We start from the raw sequence: 24,998 nt of genomic DNA on the forward strand, positions 1-24,998 counted from the left end.
GAATACATTATTTTTGGGCTTTTATTTTTAGAAAAATGCCCCTGCAATCAGCGACCGATAACAGTGCTTTGTCATATAATTGTCACAATTAAAATGAACAATAGAGTCATTCTGAATCTTTTATTCCTGCTTGAATGAATTCTAATCAAACTCCCGTAGATACTGCACAACAATCGACCTCTTCGCAGTCGTCGACCAATGTTCATGTGCCCACACCGAAATTTTTTATGCCGGTGTTTTTAACCCTCATTATTTCTACGCTGATTTATATTGGCTTTCAATTGTCGGCAGATTTGTCGCATGTTCCAGCGCTTAATCTCTATACCCTCGTGTTACTTGCAACAGCATTATTCATTGCCTTAGGCTTTGAATTTGTAAATGGTTTCCATGACACCGCCAATGCTGTAGCAACTGTCATTTATACCAATGCCTTGTCTGCACCTGTTGCTGTGATGTGGGCAGGATTTTGTAACTTCCTTGGGGTGATGGTGGCAAGCGGTGCTGTAGCGTACGGTATTATTGCTTTATTGCCTGTTGAACTGATCATGAATGTCGGTTCTGGGGCTGGTTTCGCGATGGTCTTCGCGATGCTCATCGCTGCAATTCTTTGGAACTTAGGGACTTGGTTCTTGGGGATTCCTGCATCAAGTTCACATACCTTGATTGGTTCAATCTTGGGTGTGGGCATCATGAACTATATTTTACACGCAGGCACAGGTGCTTCGGGTGTAGATATGGAACAGGTGATGAAAGTTGGTAAAGCACTGTTATTTTCACCACTCATTGGTTTTGCTTTTGCAGCCGTACTCTTCCTGTTGGTGAAAAAAGTCTTTCGTAAGCAACTTGAATTGTTCAAGCCACCCGAGGGTAATACACCACCACCGCCACTGATTCGTGCGATTTTGATTTTTACCTGTACCGGTGTCAGTTTTGCGCATGGTTCAAATGATGGTCAGAAGGGCATGGGCTTAATCATGTTGATTTTGATTGGTTGTGTGCCGTTGGCTTACTCGTTAAACAAAAACTTAGATCAAGAACATCTACAGTCTTTTGGGCAATTGTCTGCACAAACTTCGCAAGTGATTTATGCAAATCATGAGGAAATTCCAGACGAAGTGGCACGCGAAACCATTACCAAATACATTCAAACCAAAGAAATCACGCCTGATGTTGTGCCAGCATTGGCAAGTCTCACCGATCATTTGGGTGAAAAAGTAGGTTCATATCAGAACATTAAAGATGTGCCTGAAGCGCAAGTTTCAGAGTTCCGTAATGATATGTACTTAAGTTCAACGGCCTTTAAACGTCTTGATAAAGCAGATGCATTGCCAGCCATGACGGAAACACAAGAGCAAACAGTTAAAGCGTATCGTAATAATCTTGATTCGTTCTTACAGTACATTCCAACATGGGTAAAAGTGGCAACAGCATTGGCACTTGGCTTGGGTACAATGGTGGGTTGGAAGCGCATCGTTGTGACTGTGGGTGAGCGTATTGGTAAAGAGCATATGACTTATGGTCAAGGTATGTCTGCTGAACTTGTCGCAATGTCGACGATTGCGGCGGCAGATGGTTTTGGTATGCCAGTTTCCACCACACACGTATTAAACTCTGCAGTGGCAGGTACGATGGTGGCGAATAAGTCAGGTTTGAACTTCCAAATGGTGAAAACTATTCTTTCAGCTTGGATCTTCACACTACCTGCAACGATCTGTTTATCAGGTGGTTTGTATTGGTTATTGCTGAAAGTATTCTAATCTTTCACTTATAAAAAAACGCTGCTTTGGCAGCGTTTTTTTTTGGATCATAGAAAAGTCCTCTCCATTTGGGAGAGGACTTAGGAGAGGGAATAATACTATTTTCCAAACTTTTTCATTAAGCCTTTCGGCAGTTTCTCTTCTGCAAAACCATATAAGGCTGCAAAGGGCAGTGCAGTACGGGCTAAATAGGCAACACGCCATAAACCGCCATGATTAGCCCCGTGCATCATTAATTCTAAAGGATGGTTCAGTTTGACTTCTGGATTGGCAACGGATTCAGCATTGCGCAGATCATGAATCCAAAGTGCGGCCATAATCGCATTAGTCGTCTCTGGTGCAAACGATTCCACATCAAATAAACGTGCACCACTAAATGCAGCTTTGAGCAGGGGATTTTTGGTCACTGAATGTGTGGTGGTCGACGGTGCAATATTAATACTGACACGTTGACCGTTTTCTCGCGCTAAAGTGGCACGCCATTGTTGAATGCGTTTTGCCAAAGCATAGTTTGGACCTTGTTCAACCACTAAACAGTCACAGATCCCGTACGATGCTTCACCGCTTTGAATCAACTGGTGATCATTTTTCTGAAAGAAAGATTCTCTTGAGAGCGTCGCAATACCTTTTGAAATCAGTGAATGTGCTTTTGAACGTGCTTTGTATTTTTGTGTGGATGCTTCAATGACTTCTTGCGGAACAGCATATACATCAGTTGGCGTACACATATACATGAGACTGGTATTGGCTTTTTCCGCACTCACATGCTGCATGATGGCATCCATCGCCATGGAAACACGCACATGTTTTTCACCGTCTAAATATGCAATTGCAGCTAAATCGAGATCTTGTTCAAACTGGAGCAGCCATTGTGCAATTTCAGGAATTTGTGTCAGTAAATTTGCACCTAATTTTTCTTTTAATACGTCAATTGCAGTGTCTGCATCAAGCTTTTCTGTACACGGTGCATAAAGGGTGGCATTCCCTGCACTCACTGTGTCTAGAATTTTGCCCCACACCCGCGTATTGGGTAAGTCGACCGCGACAATATTGGCTTTCCATTTGGCTAACCATGTGAGTGGACCTGCTTCTGAGGCAGCACCAAATAAAACAGTGGTGCGATCAGACAAGTCAAACCATTCAGGATGGGCAATACATTGGCGTAGTGCATCTGCATGTGAGGCTTCAACAATACCGCGCTCTTGCCATTGCTGAATTTGCTTAAGCAGGGCATCCCCTTGTAATTTTTGTCCGTGATAGGGAACGTACCATTCAGGTGCTTGAGTAGAACGCCCTTGAAGCACATAAGTCTCTAAGGTTTGCGTTGGTAAAGACATCACATCTTTAAGGATATATTTCTGTCCATCACGATAAAATTCAAAAATTGCATGTGCGTGTTGCAAGCCTGCTTTTGCGATTTCTAATGCAGACTCAGAAGACTGCAGTCCATGCTTCACTAAATTTTTAAAATGGCGTGGGTAGTGTTTACGCCAGTTTTTTTCAGCACTTGCTTGCGCGGATGAGTTTGGGTCAACGTGTGCTAAAGCGGCTGCAACAATGGAACGTCCAACTTGAGAACTACTTGGTTTTTGTTGATTTGGAGCAAGGGGGAATTGAAGACCATCGATCGATGTTGACATGCAAAATATCTCGTGCGTAATCGCAATTAATATACAGATGTATACATTATCGCTGCTAACTTTAGCACTCGATTGGCAATAACTGCCAACTGTATGGTTAATTTATTACGAGATATTTCAATTAAAAAAAGGAAGCAAAGCTTCCTTCTAGAGTGTTTTAAACCAACCTTACTTGATTGCTTGAATCAATTCTTGAAGCATAAATGCAGTATTGTTTAAGCCTGCACCGGTAATGTACCAAGCATCAGCATTTACATAGATGACTTTTTTATCCTTTAAAGCTTGAGCATTTTTAAGGGCTGGGTGCTTCAAAATATTCTCTTGTGCAGTGTACTTTTGAGTATTGACAGCACCACGATCTAAAACAATGATGTAATCTGGATTTTTTGCGATTGCCGCTTCAAGGCGTTTGAGATTGGCTTCAGCGATTTTTAAAGCCTCAGGACTACCTGCTTCAGGACGGGGTGCATCCGATTTTTCAGATAAGTCTAAAACAGACTTCAATCCGGCAAAATCATAAACAAAGCCAAAACGATCATTTTCTGCATGCGGCATAAAGTTTTGACCGACAGCAAACAGCATAAGAGCAGATTGCCCCTTGGTTTTTGCTTTAAGCGCTGCTTGTAACTTCGCAAGCTGTGCTAATTTTTCATTTGCAATTTTTTGTTGACCAAATGCATGAGCAAGCGTATTCGTGCGCTCTTCTAAATTTGACATATAGTTCGAGGTGTCAGGCGATAAATCTAATGTTGGTGCAATCGTTTTTAAGCTTTCGGCTTTAGAGGCAGAGCGACCACCCACAATAATTAAGTCAGGCTTGGCTTGTTTTAAGACCGCTAAATCTGGCTCAAAAAGTGAACCTGCCTTGGTGTATTGTGCAGTCTGATAGCGACTCAAATCACCATGATAACTTGAATTTGGAACGAGTTTGGCATCAATGCCTAATGCATTTAAAGTATCTAAAGCAGATAGGTCATATACCGCCAAAGTTTTAGGTATTTCTTTTAAAGCAACAACTTGGTCTTTATATTTAAAGTCCACTTGTGCGGATGCCGCACCTATAGTTCCCAAGCCTAATAACATTAAAATAGTCAGTTTTTTTAACACGATGTCTTACCCTCGAAATAGCCTAAGAGTAACATAATTTCATTAAATGAAAATCATTTACATCTATAAATTTAAAAAGAAGGGATCTGATGATCCCTTCTTATATAGTTATAAAAATGGAACTTTAGCCAATTGTTGTAAAAAGTGAGGAATCAAACGTGGTTCAATAATAATGGTGACAATGACACCATAAGCCGCACCCCAAAGATGGGCACTGTGGTTAATATTAGAGTTGCCTTTTTTACCTGACCAAATGCTATATGCGACATACAGCACAGCGAAAATAATCGCTGGCACAGGAATAAAGAACACAAATATTAACTTCCACGGCTGAAACAGGATATATGCGAATAAGACCGCAGAGACAGCGCCTGAAGCACCTAAGCTCGCCCAACGTGGATTGTTTTTATTACTCAGGTAGCTTGGAATAATTGCCGCAATTAAACCGCCCAAATAGAACAACACAAAACCTAAGTCGTATAAATACTGACGATAAAAACTTTCAATGATGCTGCCAAAGAAAAACAAGGTGATCATATTGAAAAGTAAATGTGCGCCATCGGCATGGATAAAACCATGACTGATAAAACGGTCATATTGACCGCGCTCAATCGCGGGTGGCCAAAAGATTAAACGATTCATTACTTGCTCTTTAGAAAAAGCAATAAACGAAATAATACAAGTAATGATGATCAATGTGACGGTATGATTAAAAGGTAAATCAAGCATTCTCAATAGTCTAAACTTGGTGATTTATGCATCATCATGCCATTAAAATTCAGTTTGCGTTGTTGTTTTATAATAAATCCGACAATTTTAGTTGAATTTTAAAATTTACCCCGCATCTTCAGTTAAAATAGCGACTTCAGCTTGAGGAAATAATTGTTATGTCGACTGAGAACAGCAGCACTGCAGTTGTAAGTGAGATTCCGAATTTATTAATTACACCAACTGCTCAAGAGTATTTAAAGGATCTTTTGGAAAAACAAAATACACCGGGCATTGGTGTACGCGTTTTTGTAGAGCATCCGGGTACACCGCGTGCTGAATGTTGTATGGCATACAGTGCGCCTGACGAAGTTGTTCCTACAGATTATAAACAGGAATACCCAGAGTTTCCTGCCTTCATCGATGCCCCTTCAATTCCATATTTGCTTGATGCAGTCATTGATTACAATAAAGACCGTTTCGGTGGTCAGTTAACCTTCCGTGCACCAAACTCTAAGGTGCCACGCGTTGGTCCTGATGCATCGGTTGAAGAACGTATTACTTACGTTTTACAGTCAGAAATTAATCCGGGTCTAGCAGGGCATGGCGGTAACTGTGCACTTGTTGAAGTGAAAGAAGATGCAGAACATGGTTTAACCGCTGTGCTTAAATTCGGTGGTGGTTGCCAAGGGTGTTCAGCGATTGATATCACCTTAAAACAAGGTGTAGAAACAACCTTGAAACAGCATATTCCTGAATTGGCACATGTGGTTGATGAAACCGATCATAGCCAATCTGAAGGTGCGTATATGAAATAACGCCAATTCGCGTAGATTTCAGTTAAAAACCTCAGATTTCTGAGGTTTTTTTATATTTATATAAATTAATGAGAACAATTATCAATAGTAATTGCATTTAGATTTTAAATCATTACAATGTGCAACATTAAAGCCATGTTTTGTTCACAATCAAATTTTTTAGGGTTTTTAGGGTATGAATAAGCCGTTATTAAAATCGACTTTAGCATTTGCTGTCCTGTCAGCAATGGCAGCAAATTCTCAAGCAGAAGATGTGATCCAACAACAAGAAAAAGTAAAATTAGAAACGATTATTGTCACTACAGCGGGTGGTTTTGAACAAAACATCGCGGATGCACCAGCGTCAATTTCAGTGATTACTGCAGAAGAATTACAAAAAAAATCCTATACCGATGTGATTGATGCTGTTAAGAACATGCCAGGTGTGTCTGTTCAAGGCGGTGGTAATAATAAAGAAATTACCATCCGTGGCATGGGCGCAAGCTATACCAAGTATCTTGTAGATGGCAGACCAGTCAGTGCAGGTCGAGCAGTCAATGGCAATGGAACAGACGGTGGCAAAATTGGAGCATATTTGCCGCCCATCGATATGATTGAACGCATTGAAGTGGTTCGTGGTCCAATGTCATCACTATATGGTTCAGATGCGATGGGTGGTGTAATCAACATTATTACCAAAAAAGCATCGAAGAGTCATTGGTATGGCAGTATTTCACCTGAATATACAAAATCGGACAACGACTATGCTAATGATAGCTATGGCGTGAGCATGTATGCGGCAGGTCCACTGATTAAAGATAAATTATCGTTAAGTATTGATGCTAATTTCCAAGGTAATGATGAAAGTGACTATGTCGGTGGAGAAGGACAAAAATCGGGTTCGAGCGAGTCTGAAAAGAAAGTTAGAAAATTAGGAACAGAGTTGGTGTGGAATGTCGATGAAAATAACGACATTGGTTTACGATATGATTTTACAGGGCAACAATACACAACAACACTCGGGAAAAGCGTTGATATAGCAACGCAAGCATCGATTAATGAAAATGAAAAAAACCTCTACACCTTAAGCCATAAAGCGCGCTACGATAATTTTAGCCTTGATTCTTACTATCAAGATGAAACCACTAAGAAAGTGTACAGCGGAGCAGTTGCCGACGAAAAAGAAGAACAATTAAAAATCTTTAATACACAAGGCTCTTTCTTTGTAGGTAATCACGCTTTAACAGTCGGTGGACAATATCAACAAGAAAAAATTACAGATACGACAAATGGTTTAGCGAGCATTACAGGACTTACTCATTTAGATCGTTGGTTATTTGCACTCTATGCAGAAGATGAATGGAGCATTACTGATGATTTCGCTCTAACGATCGGTGCGCGTTATAATAAAGATGAATATTTTGGTGGTGAGATTACACCACGTATTTATGGTGTTTATCATTTAACTGATACGTTTACCCTAAAAGGTGGCGTAAGTACTGGTTATAAACAACCGACAATTAGCCAAATCTCAGAAGGTTTTGGTAGCAGAACGGGTAAGGGCAGTGGGGTCATTATTGGTAATCCAGACTTATCGCCAGAGAAAAGTACCAGTTATGAATTTGGCTTTAACTATTCGGCACCTGAGCTTGGCTTAAGCAGTAGTTTAATGGTCTTTAAATCTGATTTTAAAGACAAAATCGTAGAAGATCGTTTATGCGAAACGCCTGGTACAGACAATAGTTCACCTGTAGAAGATTGGAAGTGTTCTGCATTTGATAAGCCTTATCGTTTTGTCAGCCAAATGAAAAATGTCTCAGAAGCTGAAATGAAAGGTTTAGAGTTTACGTTAGACTATGATGTACTCGATAATTTGCATGCAAGTACCAGTTATACCTATACAGAATCTGAGCAAAAGACGGGTGAATTTAAGGGACAACCTTTAAATAAAATGCCAAAGCACATGCTGAATGTAGGTCTAGACTATGATGTTTCAGACACATGGAACACATGGATGGACTATAACTACCGTGGCAAAACGAGCGATTATTTAAGTCGTACTGAAATGGATAAAGGCACACCAGCGTATGGTACCTTTGATGCAGGTGCTGTATTTAAAGCAACTGATAAATTGAGTCTGACCGCAGGTATTTATAATATTACCAATAAAGAAATTACCAATGGCGACTACGATATCGTATTAGATGGTCGTCGATACACAGTGGGTATGAATATTAAGTTTTAATTTTTGCCATAAAAAAAGCCGCGTTAAGCGGCTTTTTTATTTATTCAATATTTAAAATTTTTAACGTGTTCTCAGAATAGTAAAATTTTTCTAAATAGAGTCGTGCACGACCACGTAAATAGTCTTGAGAAATTAGTTGTTGAATGATGGGATTAAGTAAATGAGATAACTCATGTTCAATCAAAGATGCATCAATATTCAGATCACGCAATAATTGATCAAACGTATGCTGTTGATTGCGGATATACCACGCATATACGCCATCATGCACTTGCTGCTTCAAGTAATCTGTTTGACGAATGTGATCCCAAATGTCATGTCCCATCGCAACCGTTTTTGGCAAGTCCTGAACTTCAATATAGTTTTTTAACACAGCCAATGGCATGCTTTTAATTTTATGCCAAAGATTGGCTTGAAAATGATAGAGCTTTTCATCATCAAAATGCTGATTTAAAACGCTTTCACTCATTTGACTGAGTTTTAAAATGTTCTTTTGCAAATATTTAGCAATCGCGTCATCTAGATTGGTATCGGTCACATTTTCCAATACAGACTTGCCCATTTTCATAAAGCGCGATACACCGGGAACGCTTTTCGCAATCACAGAATTATCTAAATAATCTTGAATCGAATGCTGAATGAGTTGTGTGATCATGGCTGAAAAAGCAGGATTATTGACCACAGCTTTGATTAAACGCTGACGATGTCCACTTTTACTTGCCACATATTGTGCAATTTGATCAATGGTCAGAACTGAAATAACATCTTCAATTTTCGTGTTTTCATTGCTCGGATGTACCAAAGCAAAACGAATATGTTCTGCAATTTGCTCAATTAAAAAAAGCACTGGCAGGGGTGGCTAAAATCTGTTTTTTGAATCAGTTGATTGATCTGGTCAAATGACCAAAGATCTTGCAAAGTTTGCTTACGAAACCAGAGATAAAATTGCTGAAACTCGGCTTGAACGTTCTCGGCATTCGAAAATGATTGGTCTAGGAAGTCGAGCTGAGCATCAATCAATTGCTCGATCAAAGGGAGTTTCTGCATAGGGTCTCTGAAACGTTTAGTTTAAAGGAATGAGTTTATCAGCTAGTGGGTTTTTTAGGGTCTGTGTCTTGGCAAGGAACGGTAAATAATACTGTGCGACTTGCTCTTCTGCTTCCAAAATCGGCATATGTCCGACATTGTTTAAAATAATCGGAGTTTCAGGGCGTTTTAATAAGGAATACAACTCTTTTGCGACTTCAACATTAAAAATTCGATCTTGTTTGCCCCATAAAATTAAGGTCGGTGCTTCAATACTTTTGGTCAGGCGTGCGAAAGATTCAGGGGTATATAAACGACTGAGCATGACCACTTGATCAATGGCTTTTAAGCTTTGTTCAGACTTGGAAATCAGTAATTTTTCTTGTGCATGTTTAAGCGGAAAGGGCATATCGGGTGGATTTTGCATCAGCTGTTTGGAAACCTCAGCAAGATCACCGGGTTTGGTGACAATCAAGTTTTTTAATCGGCTTGGATTTTTGCTGTAGGGGGTATTTGCCCCTTTATAAATACCCGCACTATTTAATAAAAATAAACTTTGTGTATCGAAAGGGTATTGAGCGGCATATACCGTTGCAATTGAACCGCCAAGTGAATGACCCGCAATATTCAATTTTTCATCAATATTTAAAGCCTCAACCAACATTCGTAATTGAGAGGTCACATTTGGAATAGAAACATCAAAATTTTCAGGGGTTTTGGTTTCGCCATTGGTTGGTAAATCGGGAATAATAATATGATAGGACGGTGTCAGAAATTTAGCGACGCGATTCCAATTGTCGCGGGTTCCACTTAAACCGTGAATGAGCAAAATCGTCGGCTTATTTTTCATCCCACCTTCGCTATAGCGCCATGTGACATCACCGACTTGTAGGGTGCGACTGACTAAACCCGCATCAGTACGTTGGTGTATTAAATATTGTTGAAATGGACTTTGTGGTTTTTCAATTTGAGCCGCCATACTTTGGTGACTGATCACGCTGCTGGTGAGGGTCACCAAAACAGATAGGCTTAAAGTTGAGCAAAATGATCGAAACGATTTTTTAATTTTTGTCATTCCTGATCTCCCCCGAAATCAAAACATCAATCATTCAATATTATTTTATTTATAACCCAAGCATTGGATGCGTTAATGAGCTAATCATCTTGATTCTATTCTAAATAATTTATAACAAATGTCACTCATTACGTCCAAAGTATTCTAAAAACTTAAATGGAAAAAGTGACAGACCACGATAAATTGGGGTGTTTTTGTCTATTAATACACCCGAATTTATTTTAATCAGCTAAAGTTTTTGCAAGTGACAAGCAAACGCGCTGGTATTACTATATTGCAACTTAAAACATCGGTGGTAATAGAAGAATGCTCACAGCTCAAGAAGCTTTAGAACGTCTCAAATTGGGTAACCAACGTTTTGTTAGTGGTCAAATGGCACATGTGAAAATGCTTTCACATCAACAGCGTGCTGAAATGGCAGAAAGCCAAGAACCATTTGCAATTGTTTTAGGATGTTCAGATTCACGTGTCCCTGCTGAGATGGTATTTGACCAAGGCTTAGGTGATTTATTTGTGATTCGTGTCGCGGGTAATATCGTTGCGCCGTCACAAGTGGGTAGTGTGGAATTTGCAGCTGAAAGTTTCGGTTGCCCTGTGGTCATTGTATTGGGTCACACACATTGTGGTGCGATTAAATCGACGATTAATGCATTAATGAATCCGAAAACCCCACCATCTGCGAACTTGATGTCAATTGTCAACCGCGTCCGTCCATCCGTTGAAATCTTACTGCAAACTGAGCTCAAAGATGACCTGAATAAATTGTCACAACATGCAGTACGTTCAAACGTCTTTGCATCAGTGAATCAATTACGTCATGGTTCTGCGGTGTTAGAAAACTTAATTGCTAAAGGTCAATTAAAAGTGGTGGGTGCTGAGTACTCGCTTGAAACAGGTGAAGTTTCTTTCTACGATTTCTAAATCACAGCTTAAAATATGAAAACATCATTAAAGGCGCTTTATAAAGCGCCTTTAATATAAGGATAAGCCAAATTTAACAAAATCGGTTGGGCTTTAGCATTCGGATGAATCTGATCGGATTGCATCAAATTTTTATTGCCCGCAACACCAGCCAAGAAAAACGGCAATCGTTTTACTCGGTATTTTTCACTCACCACTTTATAATTATTTTCAAACGCTTTGCTATATGCCCGACCATAATTCGGTGGCATTTTCATACCAAAAATAATCACTTTCGCTTTCGCATTTTGGCTGTGTTTTACTAAAGATTCGAGATTTTTTTGTATCAATTGCGGTGGTTGACCACGTAAGCCATCATTGCCGCCTAACTCAATCACCACAAGGTTCGGACGATGTGTCTGTAACAGTTTTGGTAAGCGTGCGAGTGCGCCACTGGTGGTTTCACCACTGACACTTGCATTGACCACTTTATGTTGTTTCGGATAGTGTTGGTCTAAACGTTGTTGTAATAAATGTACCCAAGTTTGATTGGGAGACATGCCATAACCCGCACTAATACTATCACCCAGTATCATAATGGTTTTGGCAGACACCAACATAGGCAGAAAAGCAAAGCCCATCAGCAACAAATAAGCCAAAAACCGCTGTTTCAGAATTCGAATATGCATAATAAGGACACGTATGATTCAGAATAATCCAGAGTCAACCATCATGCCACACGCGATCATTTCTGCTCAACATTTGACACAAAAGATACAACTTTCGCATAGTCAGTTCACCATTTTTGAAGGGCTGAATGTCGAGATTCAAGCAGGCGAACAGGTTGCCATTACAGGTCGTTCAGGCTCTGGAAAATCAACCCTGTTGGGTATTTTAGCTACCCTTGATCAAGCCAGTTCAGGACAGTTGCAGGTGTGCGGTGCAGATGTGTCTGCATTAAATGAAGAGCAGCGTGCTCAAGTTCGTTTGCAAAATATCGGTTTTGTTTTCCAGTCTTTTCAACTGTTACCGCATTTAACCGCACTTGAAAATGTGATGTTGCCACTTCGCTTGCAACCGAACTTTAAATTTGCAGCAGCTGAACAAAAAGCCTTGGCATTATTAAGCCGCGTAGGTTTAGCACAGCAAGCAGAGCAAACGCCTAAAGTATTATCGGGTGGGGAACAACAACGGGTTGCAATTGCACGCGCATTGGTGAGTGAACCGAAAATTATTTTTGCAGATGAACCCACGGGTAATCTTGATGGAGAAACAGCACGAGAGATTGAACAACTGTTATTTCAATTAAATCGGGAAATGGGCACGACTTTGGTTTTGGTCACACATGATCAAACGCTTGCAGCGCAGTGTCAGCGCCATTTAGAACTCAGTCAGGGACAATTAATTGAACATAACGTAGGAGGCTGACATGAACACATTGTTTCGTCCGCTCCTAAAGCAAAGTTTTCAAAGCACCGGTATTTATCTATTAATTATTGCGCTGACTTTGGCGATTAGTGCCACGACCGCATTGAAATTTAGTAATGAACAGATTCAGCATGCAGTCGCATTACAAGCCGCTGAAATGCTAGCAGCAGACCTTGTGCTAAGTGACAGTGAACCGTTAAAAGATGAATGGCGTACTCAAGCCAAACAACATGGTTTAAAACAATCTGAAGTCACGACCTTCAGTAGCATGGCGCATACTCATGATGATTTTGTCATGGTCAATGTCAAAGCGATTGATGCTGCTTTTCCATTACGTGGTGAGCTTAAGGTTCAGCCGCAGGCCAAAACAATCCAAAGCGGAGAAATATGGCTCAGTCAAAGGGCAATGGAGCTCCTGAAAGTCAAGCTAGGTGATCGCGTCAATATTGCAGATGCGACATTTAAAGTAACTGCGAAAATTGAACATGATGCCAATCAGGAACTTGGATTTTCAGGTTTCTCACCGACAGTCATGATCGCGCAAGCTGATGTCGCACGAACCCATGCGATTCAAGTCGGCAGTCGCATTGAATATCGACTATTAATGGCAGGAACACCGCAAAATACGCAAGCATTTGAAGCCGACTTTAAGAAAAAACAGCCTAAGCAAAATCAAGCCAATCTTGCTACGAGTGAGGTACAAAATGGATTAAAGCTACGTAATGCGACTGAGAGCAATACGCGCTTAATGAAGCCAATCGCCAATCTAGATACTTTTTTACAATTGGCGAATATTTTAACGATTTTACTCTGTGGGATCGCTATTGCCCTGACCGCACAACGTTATGTACAACAAAACCAAGATCATATTGCGCTTATGCGTTGTATCGGTGCGACAAAACGACAGATCCTGAGTGCTTATATCGCACTTTTGGCAGTGGTGTTACTGGTTGCTATTGTGCTCGGTACACTGATTGGTGTTGCTTTAGGGTTTGGTTTATTGCAATTGATGATGCAGCTCATTCCACATTTGAGCATTGATTTTTCAGTATGGTCCATGTTGATTGGACCATTACCGATTGCCATTTTAACCAGTGCGGTGGTGGTACTTGGTTTTATTTTGCCAAGTGTCTGGCAGTTATTAAACACAGCGCCGATCCGCGTGATTCGTCAACAAGAGAAATCGGCTCGTTCTATTGTATGGATGCTCGTCACGGGCACACTCAGTTTGATCTTGTTTAGTGTTGTGCTGACTGAAAATCTCGTGTTAACGGCTTGGGTGATGGGCTCAATCATTGCACTCTGTGGCATTTTATATCTCAGTATTTGGCTGTTTTTAATCGTGTTGCGTCGTTTAAAGCTAAATATTTCCGCTTATGTGAGAACACCGTATCAAACTGCATTACAGATGACGGCACTGGCTTTAGGCTTAAGTTTAATGACTGTACTTGCGGTATTAAGGACGGATTTATTGGAGCGTTGGCAGCAACAATTGCCCGTTGGCACACCCAATCAATTTGTGTATGGATTGCCACCGTACGATATGCCAGAGCTACAAGCGCAGTTGCAACAACATCAATGGCAGAGTACGCCCCTATATCCGAATATTCGTGGGCGCTTGGTCGCAAAAAATGGTCAAGCCTTTTCAGCAGATTTGATTGAAAAAAGTAATACGTTGCGACGTGAACTCAATTTGACCCAGTCCAATGTGTATCCAAAAGACAATGTTATTGTGAGCGGTGAAGCGCGCTTAAACCATCTTGGAGATGTCTCTGTTGAAGCGAATACCGCTAAGGAACTGGGCATTCAAATTGGTGATCGTTTAAGTTTTAGCTTACCTGAAGGGATGCTAGATGCCAAAGTTACCAATTTACGCACAGTCGAATGGGAAAGTTTCAGTCCTAATTTCTTCTTTATCTTTGCACCAAATACGATGGATGCCAATGCAGGCAGTTATTTGGGCAGTTTTTACGTTCCTGAATCGGATAATCCGAAACTGGTGAATCTCATACAACAATTTGCCACCACCGTGTTTATTGATGTCAGCTTACTGTTAGATGAAATCAAACGTATTGTCAGTTTATTGGTGCAGATTGTCACGATTCTCGCTATTTTGGTGAGTGTTTCAGGCTTTTTAGTGCTAATTGCTTGTTTAAACTTACTCATGGATGAACGTAAGCGCGAGGTGGCGTTGCTCAGATCCTTTGGGAGTTCTAAACAACGGATTAAACATATGCTCACGATCGAAATTGGCTTTATTGGTTTGGTGGCGGGCGTGGTGTCATGTATTTTTGCTGAAATCATCAGTGCTGTTGCGAGTTATAAAATGGACTTATTGATGCACCCACATTGGGAGATTTGGCTGATTTTACCGCTTCTGATGACACTACTCTGTGCTTTGATCGGGCGCTATCGTCTCAGCTATTTGAGTGAAATTCCACCCTTACAAAGCTTGCGAGAAATGAATCAATAGGCAATATTCAAGCAAAAAGAGATGCAAGTGCATCTCTTTTTTATGTATTGGATTCGCCTAGCTGTTGTTGCATCATATTAAGAATGTCCTGCCACAAAGGAGAAATTGGTTCAATAAGCTGCAAATTGTATTGATATAAGGCATAGCAAAGCATACTTGCCAAAATCAGTGCGATCATATTCGTGATATTTGCGCGTTGCCATTTTTGACCTAAGTACCAAACCAAACTTAATATACCGCCCATGAACATGCCGCCTATATGCGCTGCGTTGTTAATGCCACTGATCATAAAGCCCATCATGAGGTTTAAACCCATCACCATTAGTAGTGTCTTTTTATCTAAAATAAATTTTTGCTGAGCTAATACAGGGAATAACGACAAAATGGTCAATGCACCACCTAAGCCCATTACTGCACCTGAAGCACCAGCACTGACACTTGGGAGCAAGCTTGGATTGGCAACGCCACCCTCAATCAAGCTATAGCTATCTTGAATGCTCATATAGCCACTCAATAGACTGCCCATTAAGCCGGCTAAAACATACAAACCAATGAAATAAAAACGGCCATAAAGTTGTTCAGCTACGCTGCCAAAAATATACAAAGCCCACATATTCAACATGAGGTGAATTAAGCCAAAATGGAAAAACATGCTGCTAAACAGTCGCATGGGTTCCACTAAGTAGGTTAAGGGTGCATAATCTGCTCCCCATCGAATGGCATCCGATGTACTCGGTTGATTGACATCTGTACCAGTCAACGCTTGTATCGAAAACAACGCAACATTGATCGTAATCAATAGGGCAGTGATCCACCAAAGTTGCAGTTCAAGTTTTTTGTGAATTCGTGGGGGAGAATAGTCAGACATGCTTTTCTTTTGCTGTGGTTTTATATTTCGAATAAGCTTAACACGAAAAAATACATTTTCAGGAGTAACTCGCTGACATGAAAGCTTTCTTGCTACGTACCCTTTTGCTTTTAATCAGCGTGGTGCTATTGATTCAACTGTGGATTTTCGCGAGTCTGGCGTGGTGGCGCACCAATCCAGTTGAAACGACCATGATGATGCGCATTGACTATTGGACACAGCCTGATAAACCAATTCAACATCAATGGCGTCCTTACGATGAAATTAGCCAGAATTTAAAAAAAGCGATTGTGACCGCTGAAGATGGAAAATTTATTCGCCATCATGGTTTTGATTGGGATGGCATTCAAACTGCCTTGAATCGTAACAAAGACGAAGGCAAAGTGGTGGCAGGTGGCTCCACCATCTCTCAGCAATTGGTAAAAAATTTATTCTTATTTAATAAACGCTCATTTGTGCGTAAGGGACAAGAAGCCGTTGCGACATGGATGATGGAACGCATGTGGTCGAAGCAACGTATTCTGGAAGTATATTTAAACTCGATTGAATTCGGCGACAATATTTATGGGGTAGAAGCTGCGGCAAAACATTATTTTGGTAAAACGTCAAAAAGCCTCACCAAAGATCAAGCGATATTCTTAGCAGCCATTTTAACGAATCCAAAATATTTCGAAGAACATCGTCATGCATCCGGTTTAAAAGTGCGTAAGCAGATGATTCAACGTTATATGCGTTATGCCGAATTGCCTTAATGTAAAAAAATTTATAATAAGCCCCGAATTGGGGCTTTTTTTATGAAATTGTCATATAGTTGAAGCATACTGAGAGAGATACATCCGCTTTTAAATTGAGTAAGGTTCGATATGAATACCGCAGCGAGCACGCCTTCGACACAGATTGAATACAGCTATAATGATCGTTATATTAATCGTGAACTTTCGATACTCGATTTTCATCTGCGGGTCTTAGAGCAGGCGGTCGATCCTTTGCATCCTTTGCTTGAGCGGATGAATTTCTTGCTGATTTTTTCGCGCAATTTAGATGAATTTTTTGAAATTCGTGTTGCTGGTATTTTGGAGCAACTTGATTTAGGCAATGAAAGCCGTAGTCCTGATGGCTTAACGCCAAAACAAGTTTTAGAACAGATTTCAAAAACCGCACATGCTGCGATTGAGCGCCAATACCGTATTTTAAACGAAGAAATTTTGCCAAAATTACGTGAAGAAGATATTTGCTTCTTGCGCCGTGGTGAACTTACACCTGCACAATCGGCTTGGGTGAAAAAATATTTCCAAGAACAAGTCGCACCAGTTCTAACCCCCATCAGTTTAGATCCTGCACATCCATTCCCACGTTTAGTCAATAAATCGCTGAATTTCATTGTGACACTAGAAGGTAAAGATGCCTTTGGTCGTCAAATTGATTTGGCTGTTGTGCCTGCGCCACGTTCATTGCCGCGTGTGGTGCGTTTACCCGATGAATTGACTGAGGGTAAAGAGCATCACGTCATGCTCTCTGCCATTATTCATGAGCATGTCTCAGATTTATTCCCTGGCATGACCGCAACAGGCTGTTATCAGTTCCGTGTCACTCGTAATGCCGATTTGGCTTTAAATGAAGATGTTGAAGACTTAGCCATTGCATTGAAAGGTGAACTCAACTCACGCCGTTTTGGTCGTGCAGTACGTTTAGAAGTGACAGAGAATTGTCCAAGTCATATTTATGATTATTTGCTTGAAGAGTTCGATCTACATGAAGGGCAACTCTATAAAGTTGCAGGACCCGTCAATTTAGCGCGTTTATTATCGAATTTTAAGCGTCCACATTTACGCTATGATTCACATACGCCGATTATTCCTAAAGCACTAAAAAAGGCTGAAAATATTTTTTCAGCCATGCAAAAACAAGATATTTTATTGCATCATCCGTTTGAATCTTTTGCGCCTGTTATTTCTCTATTACGTGAGGCTGCACGTGATCCGCAAGTGCTTGCGATTAAACAAACCTTATATCGTAGCGGTGCAAACTCGGAAATTGTTCAGCTGTTGGCTGAAGCCGCACGCAATGGCAAAGAAGTCACAGCAGTCATTGAACTGCGTGCACGTTTCGATGAAGAATCAAATATTGCCGTTGCCAATGTTTTGCAAGAAGCGGGTGCTGTGGTGGTCTACGGCATTGTTGGCTATAAAACCCATGCCAAAATGATTTTGGTGGTGCGCCGTGAAAACAATAAATTGGTGCGTTACGTGCATTTAGGCACAGGAAATTATCATGCAACGAATGCACGGATTTATACCGATTATGGCTTACTCACCACAGACAAAGAGCTGTGTGAAGATGTGCATCGCATTTTCCAAGAACTGACTGGTATGGGCAAAATGGCGAAGCTGAAAAAACTGTTACATGCACCATTTACTTTACATACCCAATTGATTCACTTTATTGAGCAAGAGATTAGCAATGCTCAAGCCGGTAAAGCTGCGCATATTATTGTCAAAGTGAATGCGCTGACCGAACGTGAACTCATTAATAAATTATACGAAGCTTCGCAAGCAGGCGTGAAAATTGATTTGATTATCCGTTCGATTTGTTGCTTACGACCGGGCTTGCCAGGCTTATCTGAAAATATTCGCGTGCGTTCAATTGTCGGACGTTTCCTAGAACATACGCGGGTTTATTATTTCAGCAACAATGGCAATGCAAAAATTTATTGTTCAAGTGCAGACTGGATGGATCGCAATCTATTTAACCGTGTAGAAGCATGTTTCCCGATTGAAGATGAAAGCTTGAAAAAACGCATTTATCAGCAAGGTTTGGTCAATTATTTAAATGACAATCAACAAGCATGGCTGTTACAAAGTGATGGAACATGGTTGCGTGCTGAAGTGGCAGAGGGTACAGCGCCACATAATGCTCAGCGTAAATTGTTAGATATCATCAAATAAACACAAGCGGCAATAAAAAAAGAGGCTGATCATTCAGCCTCCTTTTTTATGAATTTTAAGATTGCGCTATTTTTCGATAAATTTGCCGAACCATTTGATGCACTTGAAAATCATGGGATTGAAGATGCTGCAGTATCTGTTCAAATGGCATGTTTTGAGCGAATAAGCTTAAAAGCTGTTGCTCTTGCGGATGGATCTTATTCATTAATAATGAATTTTGATGTATCTGATCAAGTAGATATTGTGCAACGTCGCTATGCAAATAAGCACCACCACGCAACGCGATTTTTAAACTTTCTGAAAGATCTTCAATGGGTTGTTCAAGTAATAAATAACTGTCAATCCCCTGTAACAATGCGGAGTAAATGAGCGGAGCAGAGCTGAGGGCAACGACGGTAATAAATTGGTCGTTATATAGTTTTTGCTTAATTCGAGAAATAAACTCGACGTGGACAGGACTGGCGACGCCATATAAAATTAAATTTGGTAAATGCTGTTCAATGATGGCTGCGGCATCATGTTCATGATCTGCATATAAGACCATATCTTGGTGATAACCTAAGGCTTGAATGACCGCATCAATTTTGCTCAGATCAAGATCTGCTGAAGGGCGTATAATCAGAATAGGTACGGGTAACATCATTGCCAAGGTCAAGCACATCCAAAGAGAGCTTTATATAACGCTTACTTTGCAGCATTTGACAGGTCTTGAGTATCCCAAAAAATAGGTATTCTTCTATAAAAATAAATATTTATTTTAAATATTTTATGGTGTTTAGATGGAGCTTGAAAAATCTGCTGATTACAAAACACGAGTGGCTTTATATCAGCCATAAAGAAAGGAGCAACTGAGTGCTCCTTTTTCATCATGCGATTCTAGTCTTTGTGCTGGCAAATCTTTTGTAAAATTTGCAGTAACACATCAAATTCACTTTGTAGCGGTGTACTTTTACGTGTTACCAATGCCAAAGTACGGCTTGGTGCAGCATTAATCGGTTTGACTTGCAAATCGGGATTTGCTTTGATCATGTTGGTGTGTAATGAAATCTGTGGCAATAACGTAAAGCCAAGATCACTTGAGACCATTTCGATTAAGGTCGGTAACGAACTTGCTTTTAAACGGTGATCATTTTTACGTTCGCCAATTGGACACGCACTTAAAGTATGGTCGCGTAAGCAATGACCTTCTTCAAGGAGCATGAGACGAGACAAATCAAGTTCATCTAGCGACGCAGCTTGTGCTGAATTTTGATCTGACTTGTGATGGACCAAGAACAAATTTTCTTTTGTAATTTCAGCAACTTTTAAACCGCGTGTATCAAATGGGAGCGCTAAAACAACCATGTCTAGGTTGCCGTGCTCTAATTTTTCTACAATCTTTTCACTTTGTGCTTCATGCAAATGCAATTGAATTTTAGGCAATTGTTTATGCACTTCATCAAGCAATTGCGACAAAATGAAAGGTGCGATGGTCGGGATCACACCAAGGTGTAAATCTCCGGTCAAAGGTTCACTCATTTCGCGGCTTAAACGCATTAGATCTTGAGCATCTGCCAGTAGAACACGGGCGCGAGCAACTACTTGTTCACCGAGTGGAGTTAATCGAACATTCTGGCGATCGCGTTCAACAAGTACGCCACCAAGTAAACGCTCTAACTCCATAATCCCGCCAGACAAAGTCGATTGGGTTACAAATGAACGGCGAGCAGCTTCTGTAAAATGCAGCGTCTCAGACAGTGTTACGAGATATGACAGCTGTCTTAGGGATGGTAATGCAGCCATAGTGTCCTAATTTTGTGATTTAAAATGATCAGCAAGTAATTCGCTAAGATATGGAATAAAATGCGGTGGGATATCATGCCCCATTCCATCAATTAATTCAAATTTAGCACCCGGTATTGCTTTAGCAACGGCCTTACCATGGCTTGGTGGCAGCAAACGATCGCGAGCACCATGAATAACCAAGGTCTCTTGCTGAATTTGCTTGTCCAGTTGCAGCAGTGAGCCCGTACATAATATTGCTAAAAACTGTTGAAGTACACCTGCAGGATGATAACTTCGTTTATACAATTTACGGGCGGTTTGCATGGCTTCCAGCTGATTGACATAGCCTGGAGAGCCAATAATGTTAAATAATTTTAAACTATGGTCAATGATGCCATCTTCATCTGTTGCTGCGGGTTTGTCAATGAGACTAAACAGTTGTTTTGGAAATGGGGGCGGCAAGAGGGGCTGATTATTACTGGTAAAGAGTAATGCCAATTTACTGACTTTATCGGGGTAACGTGCTGCTAAAATTTGAGCAATCATGCCACCCATCGATGCACCAAGTACATAGACTTTGCCAAGCGCTAATTTATCAATCAAGAGACTAACGTCTTCCGCCATATCATATAAGTCATAAGGTGCACCTTGATTGCCTAAACCAATCACGAAACGACTCATCATTTTTAAGGTATTTAGGCGTGGACCCTTATTGTGGACTTTTGACGATAAACCAATATCACGGTTATCAAAACGTACAATACGATAGCCTTGATCGATGAGAGAGCGACAAAAGAAGTCAGGCCAATACAGCATTTGTGCGCCCAAGCCCATAATCAACAAAATCGTGGGATGATCTTGATGACCGCCAATTTCAACATGTAGTTGAATTCCATTGCCTAAATCAACTTTGGTTTCACGCATAAACGTGGTGTATGGCGATAAACTAAACTGCAACGCACTCTGCATATATTTATTCCCTTAAAAAAGGACATCTTGATTAAAAAATGTCCTTGCTATTAAACGCTTAAACCGTAGCAGGAATCAAGTCAGGAACTTGTTTGGTTAATATTAAACGCTGTTTTGATGCTGTAGCACCGAGTAACACGAAACCACGTAAAGTCCCTTCATGGTCTGATGCTTTGGCGATCATGCCATCTTCAAATTCTTCAGTCTCCCAAGTCACTTCGACGTCAACAGGTGAAGGTAAAACCGTCAGTGGCGCAGCAGGTGTTTTTACTGCAACAGGCATTGCAGGATAGTGAACCGCAGTCGCCGTACCATTTAATGTTTTTGCTAAAGCGCGTGCTTGTTGCATGATCGGCATGACATAAGGCAGTAGTGTACCGTTGACTTCTGCACAATCACCGACGGCATAAATATCGGCTAAATTGGTTTCAAGTTGCGCATTGGTGATTACACCACGTGAGGTATGAATACCCGCTTCTTTAGCAACTGAAAGATTTGGCTGTAAACCGACTGCAGATAAAACGGCATCGGCTTGCACACTTTGACCATTGGCTAAAGTGACTAAATAGTCGTCGTTTTCAACTTTAGAGACTTTTTCAACCGTTGTACCCAGCACAAATTGAATGCCTGTTTCTTCTAAATTCTGTTGGAAAGCAGAAGCCACATGTTGTGGCAACAGACGACCCAAGGCTTGAGGTGCTAAATCAACCACAGTCACTTGATGACCTGTATTTTGTAAGTCATTCGCAAACTCACAGCCAATTAAGCCTGCACCCAAGATCACCACACGTTTATCTGCACGAGCATCTAAGTTGGCACGGAAAGCTTTGTAATGATCTAAATTATTCACCACATGAATATCATCTGATGCATCGCCAGCAATGGCTAAACGAATTGGATTTGCACCGACAGCCAGTACTAATTTTGAATAGCTTTGTTGTAATGTTTGCCCATCTTTTTCAAGCGTTAAAGTATGTGCAGTTGCATCAATGGCTTTGACCCAAGTATGCGTTTCAATACGCATATTCAGCTGTGCGGACATTTTCGCAGCATCACCAAGGGCAATTTGCTCAGGGGCTTTTTTCGCAACATAGGCATTTGAAAGTGTAGGTTTTGCATAGTTAATTGCATCATCTGCACAGATCATGACCAATTCATGTTCAGGATTTAATTTGCGGAATTCGCGTGCGACAGCATAACCTGCCATACCTGAACCGACGATGATGATAGGATGCATAACAATCTCCATGCTTAAAATTTTATAAGGGCATAAAAAAAGACCATAGAATATGGTCTTGGTACAGACGTCATTAGATTTCGATCATTTCAAAATCGATTTTAGAGACGCCACAATCTGGGCAAGTCCAATCATCAGGAATATCTTCCCATTTGGTTCCCGCAACGATGCCGTCTTGAGGCCAACCTTCTGCTTCATCGTAAATCCATCCACACACGATGCATTGATACTTTTTCATCTAACTCTCCAAAAACCAACCAAAATGACAGGCGGTTAAAAATCCATAAATGGCAAGACTCTAATATGACTTTTGATAGTGCACATATTTGGGTAAATTTTTACGCAGTTCTGTTGATAAAGTAAAGTGGATAAGAGTTTAATCAGCGAAATTAAAAGCAGAAGAGCAGTGCGGGTCAATAATTATCATTAAATTCACAATTTAACGTGAATTTTATTTATCACTTCATGAGAGAAATATGGGTGTTTTTGCGATCATGTCTTGCATACGACTTATTTTATTCATGTTGTTGTATGTTTAGGTATCATCTTCATGGAGCAGACTGAATGCTGAAGGGATAAAATAAGAAAACATGATAAATCTCGTTTTTATAACAATTAAAATTAAATTAAAACAATAACTTGTTTGGTGTTGGTGATTTTATCGGGCACAAATTATCTTGTCCGATGACTATAAAATAGTTTAAAATTAATTCGTTCTTTTTCTTTCTGAAATATCTCCCATGAGCAATCTGTCTACTTCATTGTGGTCTCACATTCGTACGGTTCAAGATTTTCCAAAACCAGGTATTTGTTTCTTCGATTTAACGCCATTGTTTATGAGCAATATTGGCCCATTAACGGATGCGTTAATTGAAAGTATTCCTGCTGATCAATTGGCAGAAGTAGATAGTTTTATTGCAGTAGAAGCACGTGGTTTTGTACTGGCAAGTTTGTTGGCACAGCGCACGGGCAAAGGCTTACTATTGGTTCGTAAAGCAGGTAAATTGCCGCCACCAGTCGTGGGTGTAGGCTATAGCTTAGAATATGGTTTGGACCGTTTAGAAATGTCCGCTGAAGTAAAATCGCAAAAAGTGATTATTGTGGATGATGTTTTAGCAACGGGCGGTACATTAAAAGCAGTTCATGAATTGGCGCAAAAATGTCAGCACCAAGTGTTAGGTGCAAGTATTTTCCTTGATTTGCCTGATCTACATGGCGATTTAGGTCTTAATATTTGGTCTGTATTAGATGACAAAACCATGCCCGCAGAAGTTGCATAAGCAAAATTTTTAATTCAAAAGCCCCGTTGATGCGTCTACGGGGCTTTTTTTTGCCATGTTTATGCACTTAAATGGTGCTTTTCAATATATTGAATGAGATGGTTTAGATGTTCTGGTTGGGCTAAACGATGATGTCCACCGTCCATGACTTCAACTTGCATATAATCTTCGAGTTGTGATTGCACCGCATGCATATCTAAGATTTCATCACCAAGTTCTAAATAGGCCATCTGTGGAATATCATTTTGTAAGTCTGCATCTTCAATCGCAGGATAATCATCTCGGAAAACGGGCTGCAAACTTGGATTAGCAATCACGCAAGGAATATGATGAAGCGCTGACATTTTTAATGCCCAATAACCACCAAGACTATGACCAACAATAATATCAGGTCGCATTTTTTCAATAATATCATCATAAAACGCAGCCACAGTGGCAAAATTCAAATTGCGATAATCAACGTCGATACAAAATTTTTGTACGGCATCAATGGCATGGAATTTTGTGGATTCTTTAGATGAGTCCAAACCATGTAGAAACAAAATTTTAGAATGACATGCGCTCATGATCAGGCTTTTTTTACTCGTAATTATAAATAGATAGAATCATTGCAATTGCATTCTATTGTAGAAGTTATAGCCAGATAAAAAATTAGCATTTGGTCTAACAGAGGTCGCTGTTGTAAAGGGTATTAGCGCGGTGAAACAGTCGAGCATGCAGCGCTATTCAATGCTGAAGATGGATCACATGTATATTTTTAGGTTTAAACGTATATTTCT

At 40.4% G+C, this 24,998-nt stretch carries 21 protein-coding genes and 1 pseudogene; 9 read left to right on the forward strand and 13 right to left on the reverse strand.

All coding sequences use genetic code 11. The annotated features are described in order from the left end of the window. The first annotated feature begins 134 nt into the window (after nucleotides 1-134). Complete coding sequence (locus tag GFH30_RS03670) at nucleotides 135-1,757, forward strand: inorganic phosphate transporter (protein WP_153370951.1); 1,623 nt, start codon at nucleotides 135-137, stop codon at nucleotides 1,755-1,757. Nucleotides 1,758-1,855: 98 nt separating this feature from the next. Here the strand turns inward: GFH30_RS03670 and GFH30_RS03675 are convergent, their stop codons facing one another. The 3 genes from GFH30_RS03675 to GFH30_RS03685 form a co-directional block, all read right to left on the reverse strand. Beyond that, nucleotides 1,856-3,397, reverse strand: coding sequence for a hypothetical protein (locus tag GFH30_RS03675; protein ID WP_153370952.1), 1,542 nt, complete (start codon nucleotides 3,395-3,397; stop codon nucleotides 1,856-1,858). Between the two features lie 168 nt (nucleotides 3,398-3,565). Beyond that, entirely contained in the window at nucleotides 3,566-4,504 is a 939-nt protein-coding gene (locus GFH30_RS03680; protein WP_227551559.1) for an ABC transporter substrate-binding protein, read from the reverse strand. A gap of 108 nt (nucleotides 4,505-4,612) precedes the next feature. Further along, on the reverse strand, nucleotides 4,613-5,233 hold the full coding sequence (locus GFH30_RS03685; protein WP_153370953.1) for a rhomboid family intramembrane serine protease: 621 nt from the start codon (nucleotides 5,231-5,233) through the stop codon (nucleotides 4,613-4,615). A gap of 158 nt (nucleotides 5,234-5,391) precedes the next feature. On the opposite strand from GFH30_RS03685, the gene nfuA reads away from it, so the two are divergent. Both nfuA and GFH30_RS03695 read left to right on the forward strand, forming a co-directional pair. Further along, nucleotides 5,392-6,030 carry a Fe-S biogenesis protein NfuA gene (gene nfuA / locus GFH30_RS03690; protein ID WP_153370954.1) on the forward strand — a complete coding sequence of 213 codons (639 nt, stop codon included), beginning with the start codon at nucleotides 5,392-5,394 and terminating at the stop codon, nucleotides 6,028-6,030. A 175-nt stretch (nucleotides 6,031-6,205) separates the two neighbouring features. Beyond that, nucleotides 6,206-8,254: a TonB-dependent receptor domain-containing protein gene (locus tag GFH30_RS03695; protein ID WP_153370955.1), complete on the forward strand. Its 2,049-nt coding sequence runs from the start codon at nucleotides 6,206-6,208 to the stop codon at nucleotides 8,252-8,254. 40 nt (nucleotides 8,255-8,294) lie between these two features. Here the strand turns inward: GFH30_RS03695 and GFH30_RS03700 are convergent. Both GFH30_RS03700 and GFH30_RS03705 read right to left on the reverse strand, forming a co-directional pair. Continuing rightward, nucleotides 8,295-9,301 (reverse strand): annotated as a pseudogene (locus tag GFH30_RS03700) (hypothetical protein). Nucleotides 9,302-9,317: 16 nt separating this feature from the next. Next, nucleotides 9,318-10,259, reverse strand: a complete 942-nt coding sequence (locus GFH30_RS03705; protein WP_227551607.1) for an alpha/beta fold hydrolase — start codon at nucleotides 10,257-10,259, stop codon at nucleotides 9,318-9,320. 402 nt (nucleotides 10,260-10,661) lie between these two features. Here GFH30_RS03705 and GFH30_RS03710 point away from each other — a divergent pair, with 402 nt between their 5' ends. Beyond that, nucleotides 10,662-11,276: a carbonic anhydrase gene (locus tag GFH30_RS03710; protein ID WP_153370957.1), complete on the forward strand. Its 615-nt coding sequence runs from the start codon at nucleotides 10,662-10,664 to the stop codon at nucleotides 11,274-11,276. A 38-nt stretch (nucleotides 11,277-11,314) separates the two neighbouring features. On the opposite strand, the gene GFH30_RS03715 is transcribed toward GFH30_RS03710, so the two are convergent. Then, nucleotides 11,315-11,896 (reverse strand): arylesterase, encoded by a 582-nt coding sequence (locus GFH30_RS03715; RefSeq protein ID WP_406565744.1) that lies wholly within the window; start codon nucleotides 11,894-11,896, stop codon nucleotides 11,315-11,317. A gap of 61 nt (nucleotides 11,897-11,957) precedes the next feature. On the opposite strand from GFH30_RS03715, the gene GFH30_RS03720 reads away from it, so the two are divergent. Both GFH30_RS03720 and GFH30_RS03725 read left to right on the forward strand, forming a co-directional pair. Continuing rightward, nucleotides 11,958-12,683, forward strand: coding sequence for an ABC transporter ATP-binding protein (locus GFH30_RS03720; protein ID WP_153370959.1), 726 nt, complete (start codon nucleotides 11,958-11,960; stop codon nucleotides 12,681-12,683). Between the two features lies 1 nt (nucleotide 12,684). Continuing rightward, complete coding sequence (locus GFH30_RS03725; RefSeq protein ID WP_153370960.1) at nucleotides 12,685-15,156, forward strand: ABC transporter permease; 2,472 nt, start codon at nucleotides 12,685-12,687, stop codon at nucleotides 15,154-15,156. A 40-nt stretch (nucleotides 15,157-15,196) separates the two neighbouring features. Here GFH30_RS03725 and GFH30_RS03730 read toward each other — a convergent pair whose 3' ends face one another. Beyond that, entirely contained in the window at nucleotides 15,197-16,024 is an 828-nt protein-coding gene (locus GFH30_RS03730; RefSeq protein ID WP_153370961.1) for a rhomboid family intramembrane serine protease, read from the reverse strand. 77 nt (nucleotides 16,025-16,101) lie between these two features. On the opposite strand from GFH30_RS03730, the gene mtgA reads away from it, so the two are divergent. Continuing rightward, nucleotides 16,102-16,776 carry a monofunctional biosynthetic peptidoglycan transglycosylase gene (gene mtgA, locus GFH30_RS03735; RefSeq protein WP_153370962.1) on the forward strand — a complete coding sequence of 225 codons (675 nt, stop codon included), beginning with the start codon at nucleotides 16,102-16,104 and terminating at the stop codon, nucleotides 16,774-16,776. Nucleotides 16,777-16,887: 111 nt separating this feature from the next. After that, nucleotides 16,888-18,969: a polyphosphate kinase 1 gene (ppk1, locus tag GFH30_RS03740; protein WP_153370963.1), complete on the forward strand. Its 2,082-nt coding sequence runs from the start codon at nucleotides 16,888-16,890 to the stop codon at nucleotides 18,967-18,969. A gap of 55 nt (nucleotides 18,970-19,024) precedes the next feature. On the opposite strand, the gene GFH30_RS03745 is transcribed toward ppk1, so the two are convergent. The 5 genes from GFH30_RS03745 to rubA all read right to left on the reverse strand — a co-directional run bounded on the left by GFH30_RS03745 (nucleotide 19,025) and on the right by rubA (nucleotide 23,177). Further along, nucleotides 19,025-19,618 carry a transcriptional regulator gene (locus tag GFH30_RS03745; protein ID WP_153370964.1) on the reverse strand — a complete coding sequence of 198 codons (594 nt, stop codon included), beginning with the start codon at nucleotides 19,616-19,618 and terminating at the stop codon, nucleotides 19,025-19,027. Between the two features lie 227 nt (nucleotides 19,619-19,845). After that, nucleotides 19,846-20,751: a LysR family transcriptional regulator OxyR gene (oxyR, locus tag GFH30_RS03750; RefSeq protein WP_153370965.1), complete on the reverse strand. Its 906-nt coding sequence runs from the start codon at nucleotides 20,749-20,751 to the stop codon at nucleotides 19,846-19,848. Between the two features lie 6 nt (nucleotides 20,752-20,757). Then, nucleotides 20,758-21,702: an esterase EstB gene (gene estB / locus GFH30_RS03755; protein ID WP_153370966.1), complete on the reverse strand. Its 945-nt coding sequence runs from the start codon at nucleotides 21,700-21,702 to the stop codon at nucleotides 20,758-20,760. A 58-nt stretch (nucleotides 21,703-21,760) separates the two neighbouring features. Then, nucleotides 21,761-22,939, reverse strand: a complete 1,179-nt coding sequence (locus GFH30_RS03760) for an NAD(P)/FAD-dependent oxidoreductase (RefSeq protein ID WP_153370967.1) — start codon at nucleotides 22,937-22,939, stop codon at nucleotides 21,761-21,763. A gap of 73 nt (nucleotides 22,940-23,012) precedes the next feature. Then, nucleotides 23,013-23,177 carry a rubredoxin RubA gene (gene rubA / locus GFH30_RS03765; protein WP_153370968.1) on the reverse strand — a complete coding sequence of 55 codons (165 nt, stop codon included), beginning with the start codon at nucleotides 23,175-23,177 and terminating at the stop codon, nucleotides 23,013-23,015. A gap of 502 nt (nucleotides 23,178-23,679) precedes the next feature. On the opposite strand from rubA, the gene GFH30_RS03770 reads away from it, so the two are divergent. Next, the gene (locus tag GFH30_RS03770; RefSeq protein WP_153370969.1) at nucleotides 23,680-24,219 is read left to right on the forward strand and encodes an adenine phosphoribosyltransferase; all 540 of its coding nucleotides are present in this window, start codon (nucleotides 23,680-23,682) and stop codon (nucleotides 24,217-24,219) included. A gap of 59 nt (nucleotides 24,220-24,278) precedes the next feature. On the opposite strand, the gene GFH30_RS03775 is transcribed toward GFH30_RS03770, so the two are convergent. Continuing rightward, nucleotides 24,279-24,785: a YqiA/YcfP family alpha/beta fold hydrolase gene (locus tag GFH30_RS03775; RefSeq protein ID WP_153370970.1), complete on the reverse strand. Its 507-nt coding sequence runs from the start codon at nucleotides 24,783-24,785 to the stop codon at nucleotides 24,279-24,281. Nucleotides 24,786-24,998: the final 213 nt, after the last annotated feature.

Origin of the sequence: Acinetobacter wanghuae (assembly GCF_009557235.1) — a bacterium.
Taxonomy (GTDB): Bacteria; Pseudomonadota; Gammaproteobacteria; order Pseudomonadales; family Moraxellaceae; genus Acinetobacter; species Acinetobacter wanghuae.

Excerpts from the sequence above, each read along its gene's own strand:
- GFH30_RS03670 (WP_153370951.1), top strand. The coding sequence starts at position 135 with ATGAATTCTAATCAAACTCCCGTAGATACTGCACAACAATCGACCTCT.
- GFH30_RS03675 (WP_153370952.1), bottom strand. The coding sequence starts at position 3,397 with ATGTCAACATCGATCGATGGTCTTCAATTCCCCCTTGCTCCAAATCAA.
- GFH30_RS03685 (WP_153370953.1), bottom strand. The coding sequence starts at position 5,233 with ATGCTTGATTTACCTTTTAATCATACCGTCACATTGATCATCATTACT.
- nfuA (WP_153370954.1), top strand. The coding sequence starts at position 5,392 with ATGTCGACTGAGAACAGCAGCACTGCAGTTGTAAGTGAGATTCCGAAT.
- GFH30_RS03695 (WP_153370955.1), top strand. The coding sequence starts at position 6,206 with ATGAATAAGCCGTTATTAAAATCGACTTTAGCATTTGCTGTCCTGTCA.
- GFH30_RS03705 (WP_227551607.1), bottom strand. The coding sequence starts at position 10,259 with ATGGCGGCTCAAATTGAAAAACCACAAAGTCCATTTCAACAATATTTA.
- GFH30_RS03710 (WP_153370957.1), top strand. The coding sequence starts at position 10,662 with ATGCTCACAGCTCAAGAAGCTTTAGAACGTCTCAAATTGGGTAACCAA.
- GFH30_RS03715 (WP_406565744.1), bottom strand. The coding sequence starts at position 11,896 with ATGGGCTTTGCTTTTCTGCCTATGTTGGTGTCTGCCAAAACCATTATG.
- GFH30_RS03720 (WP_153370959.1), top strand. The coding sequence starts at position 11,958 with ATGATTCAGAATAATCCAGAGTCAACCATCATGCCACACGCGATCATT.
- GFH30_RS03725 (WP_153370960.1), top strand. The coding sequence starts at position 12,685 with ATGAACACATTGTTTCGTCCGCTCCTAAAGCAAAGTTTTCAAAGCACC.
- GFH30_RS03730 (WP_153370961.1), bottom strand. The coding sequence starts at position 16,024 with ATGTCTGACTATTCTCCCCCACGAATTCACAAAAAACTTGAACTGCAA.
- mtgA (WP_153370962.1), top strand. The coding sequence starts at position 16,102 with ATGAAAGCTTTCTTGCTACGTACCCTTTTGCTTTTAATCAGCGTGGTG.
- ppk1 (WP_153370963.1), top strand. The coding sequence starts at position 16,888 with ATGAATACCGCAGCGAGCACGCCTTCGACACAGATTGAATACAGCTAT.
- oxyR (WP_153370965.1), bottom strand. The coding sequence starts at position 20,751 with ATGGCTGCATTACCATCCCTAAGACAGCTGTCATATCTCGTAACACTG.
- estB (WP_153370966.1), bottom strand. The coding sequence starts at position 21,702 with ATGCAGAGTGCGTTGCAGTTTAGTTTATCGCCATACACCACGTTTATG.
- GFH30_RS03760 (WP_153370967.1), bottom strand. The coding sequence starts at position 22,939 with ATGCATCCTATCATCATCGTCGGTTCAGGTATGGCAGGTTATGCTGTC.
- rubA (WP_153370968.1), bottom strand. The coding sequence starts at position 23,177 with ATGAAAAAGTATCAATGCATCGTGTGTGGATGGATTTACGATGAAGCA.
- GFH30_RS03770 (WP_153370969.1), top strand. The coding sequence starts at position 23,680 with ATGAGCAATCTGTCTACTTCATTGTGGTCTCACATTCGTACGGTTCAA.
- GFH30_RS03775 (WP_153370970.1), bottom strand. The coding sequence starts at position 24,785 with ATGAGCGCATGTCATTCTAAAATTTTGTTTCTACATGGTTTGGACTCA.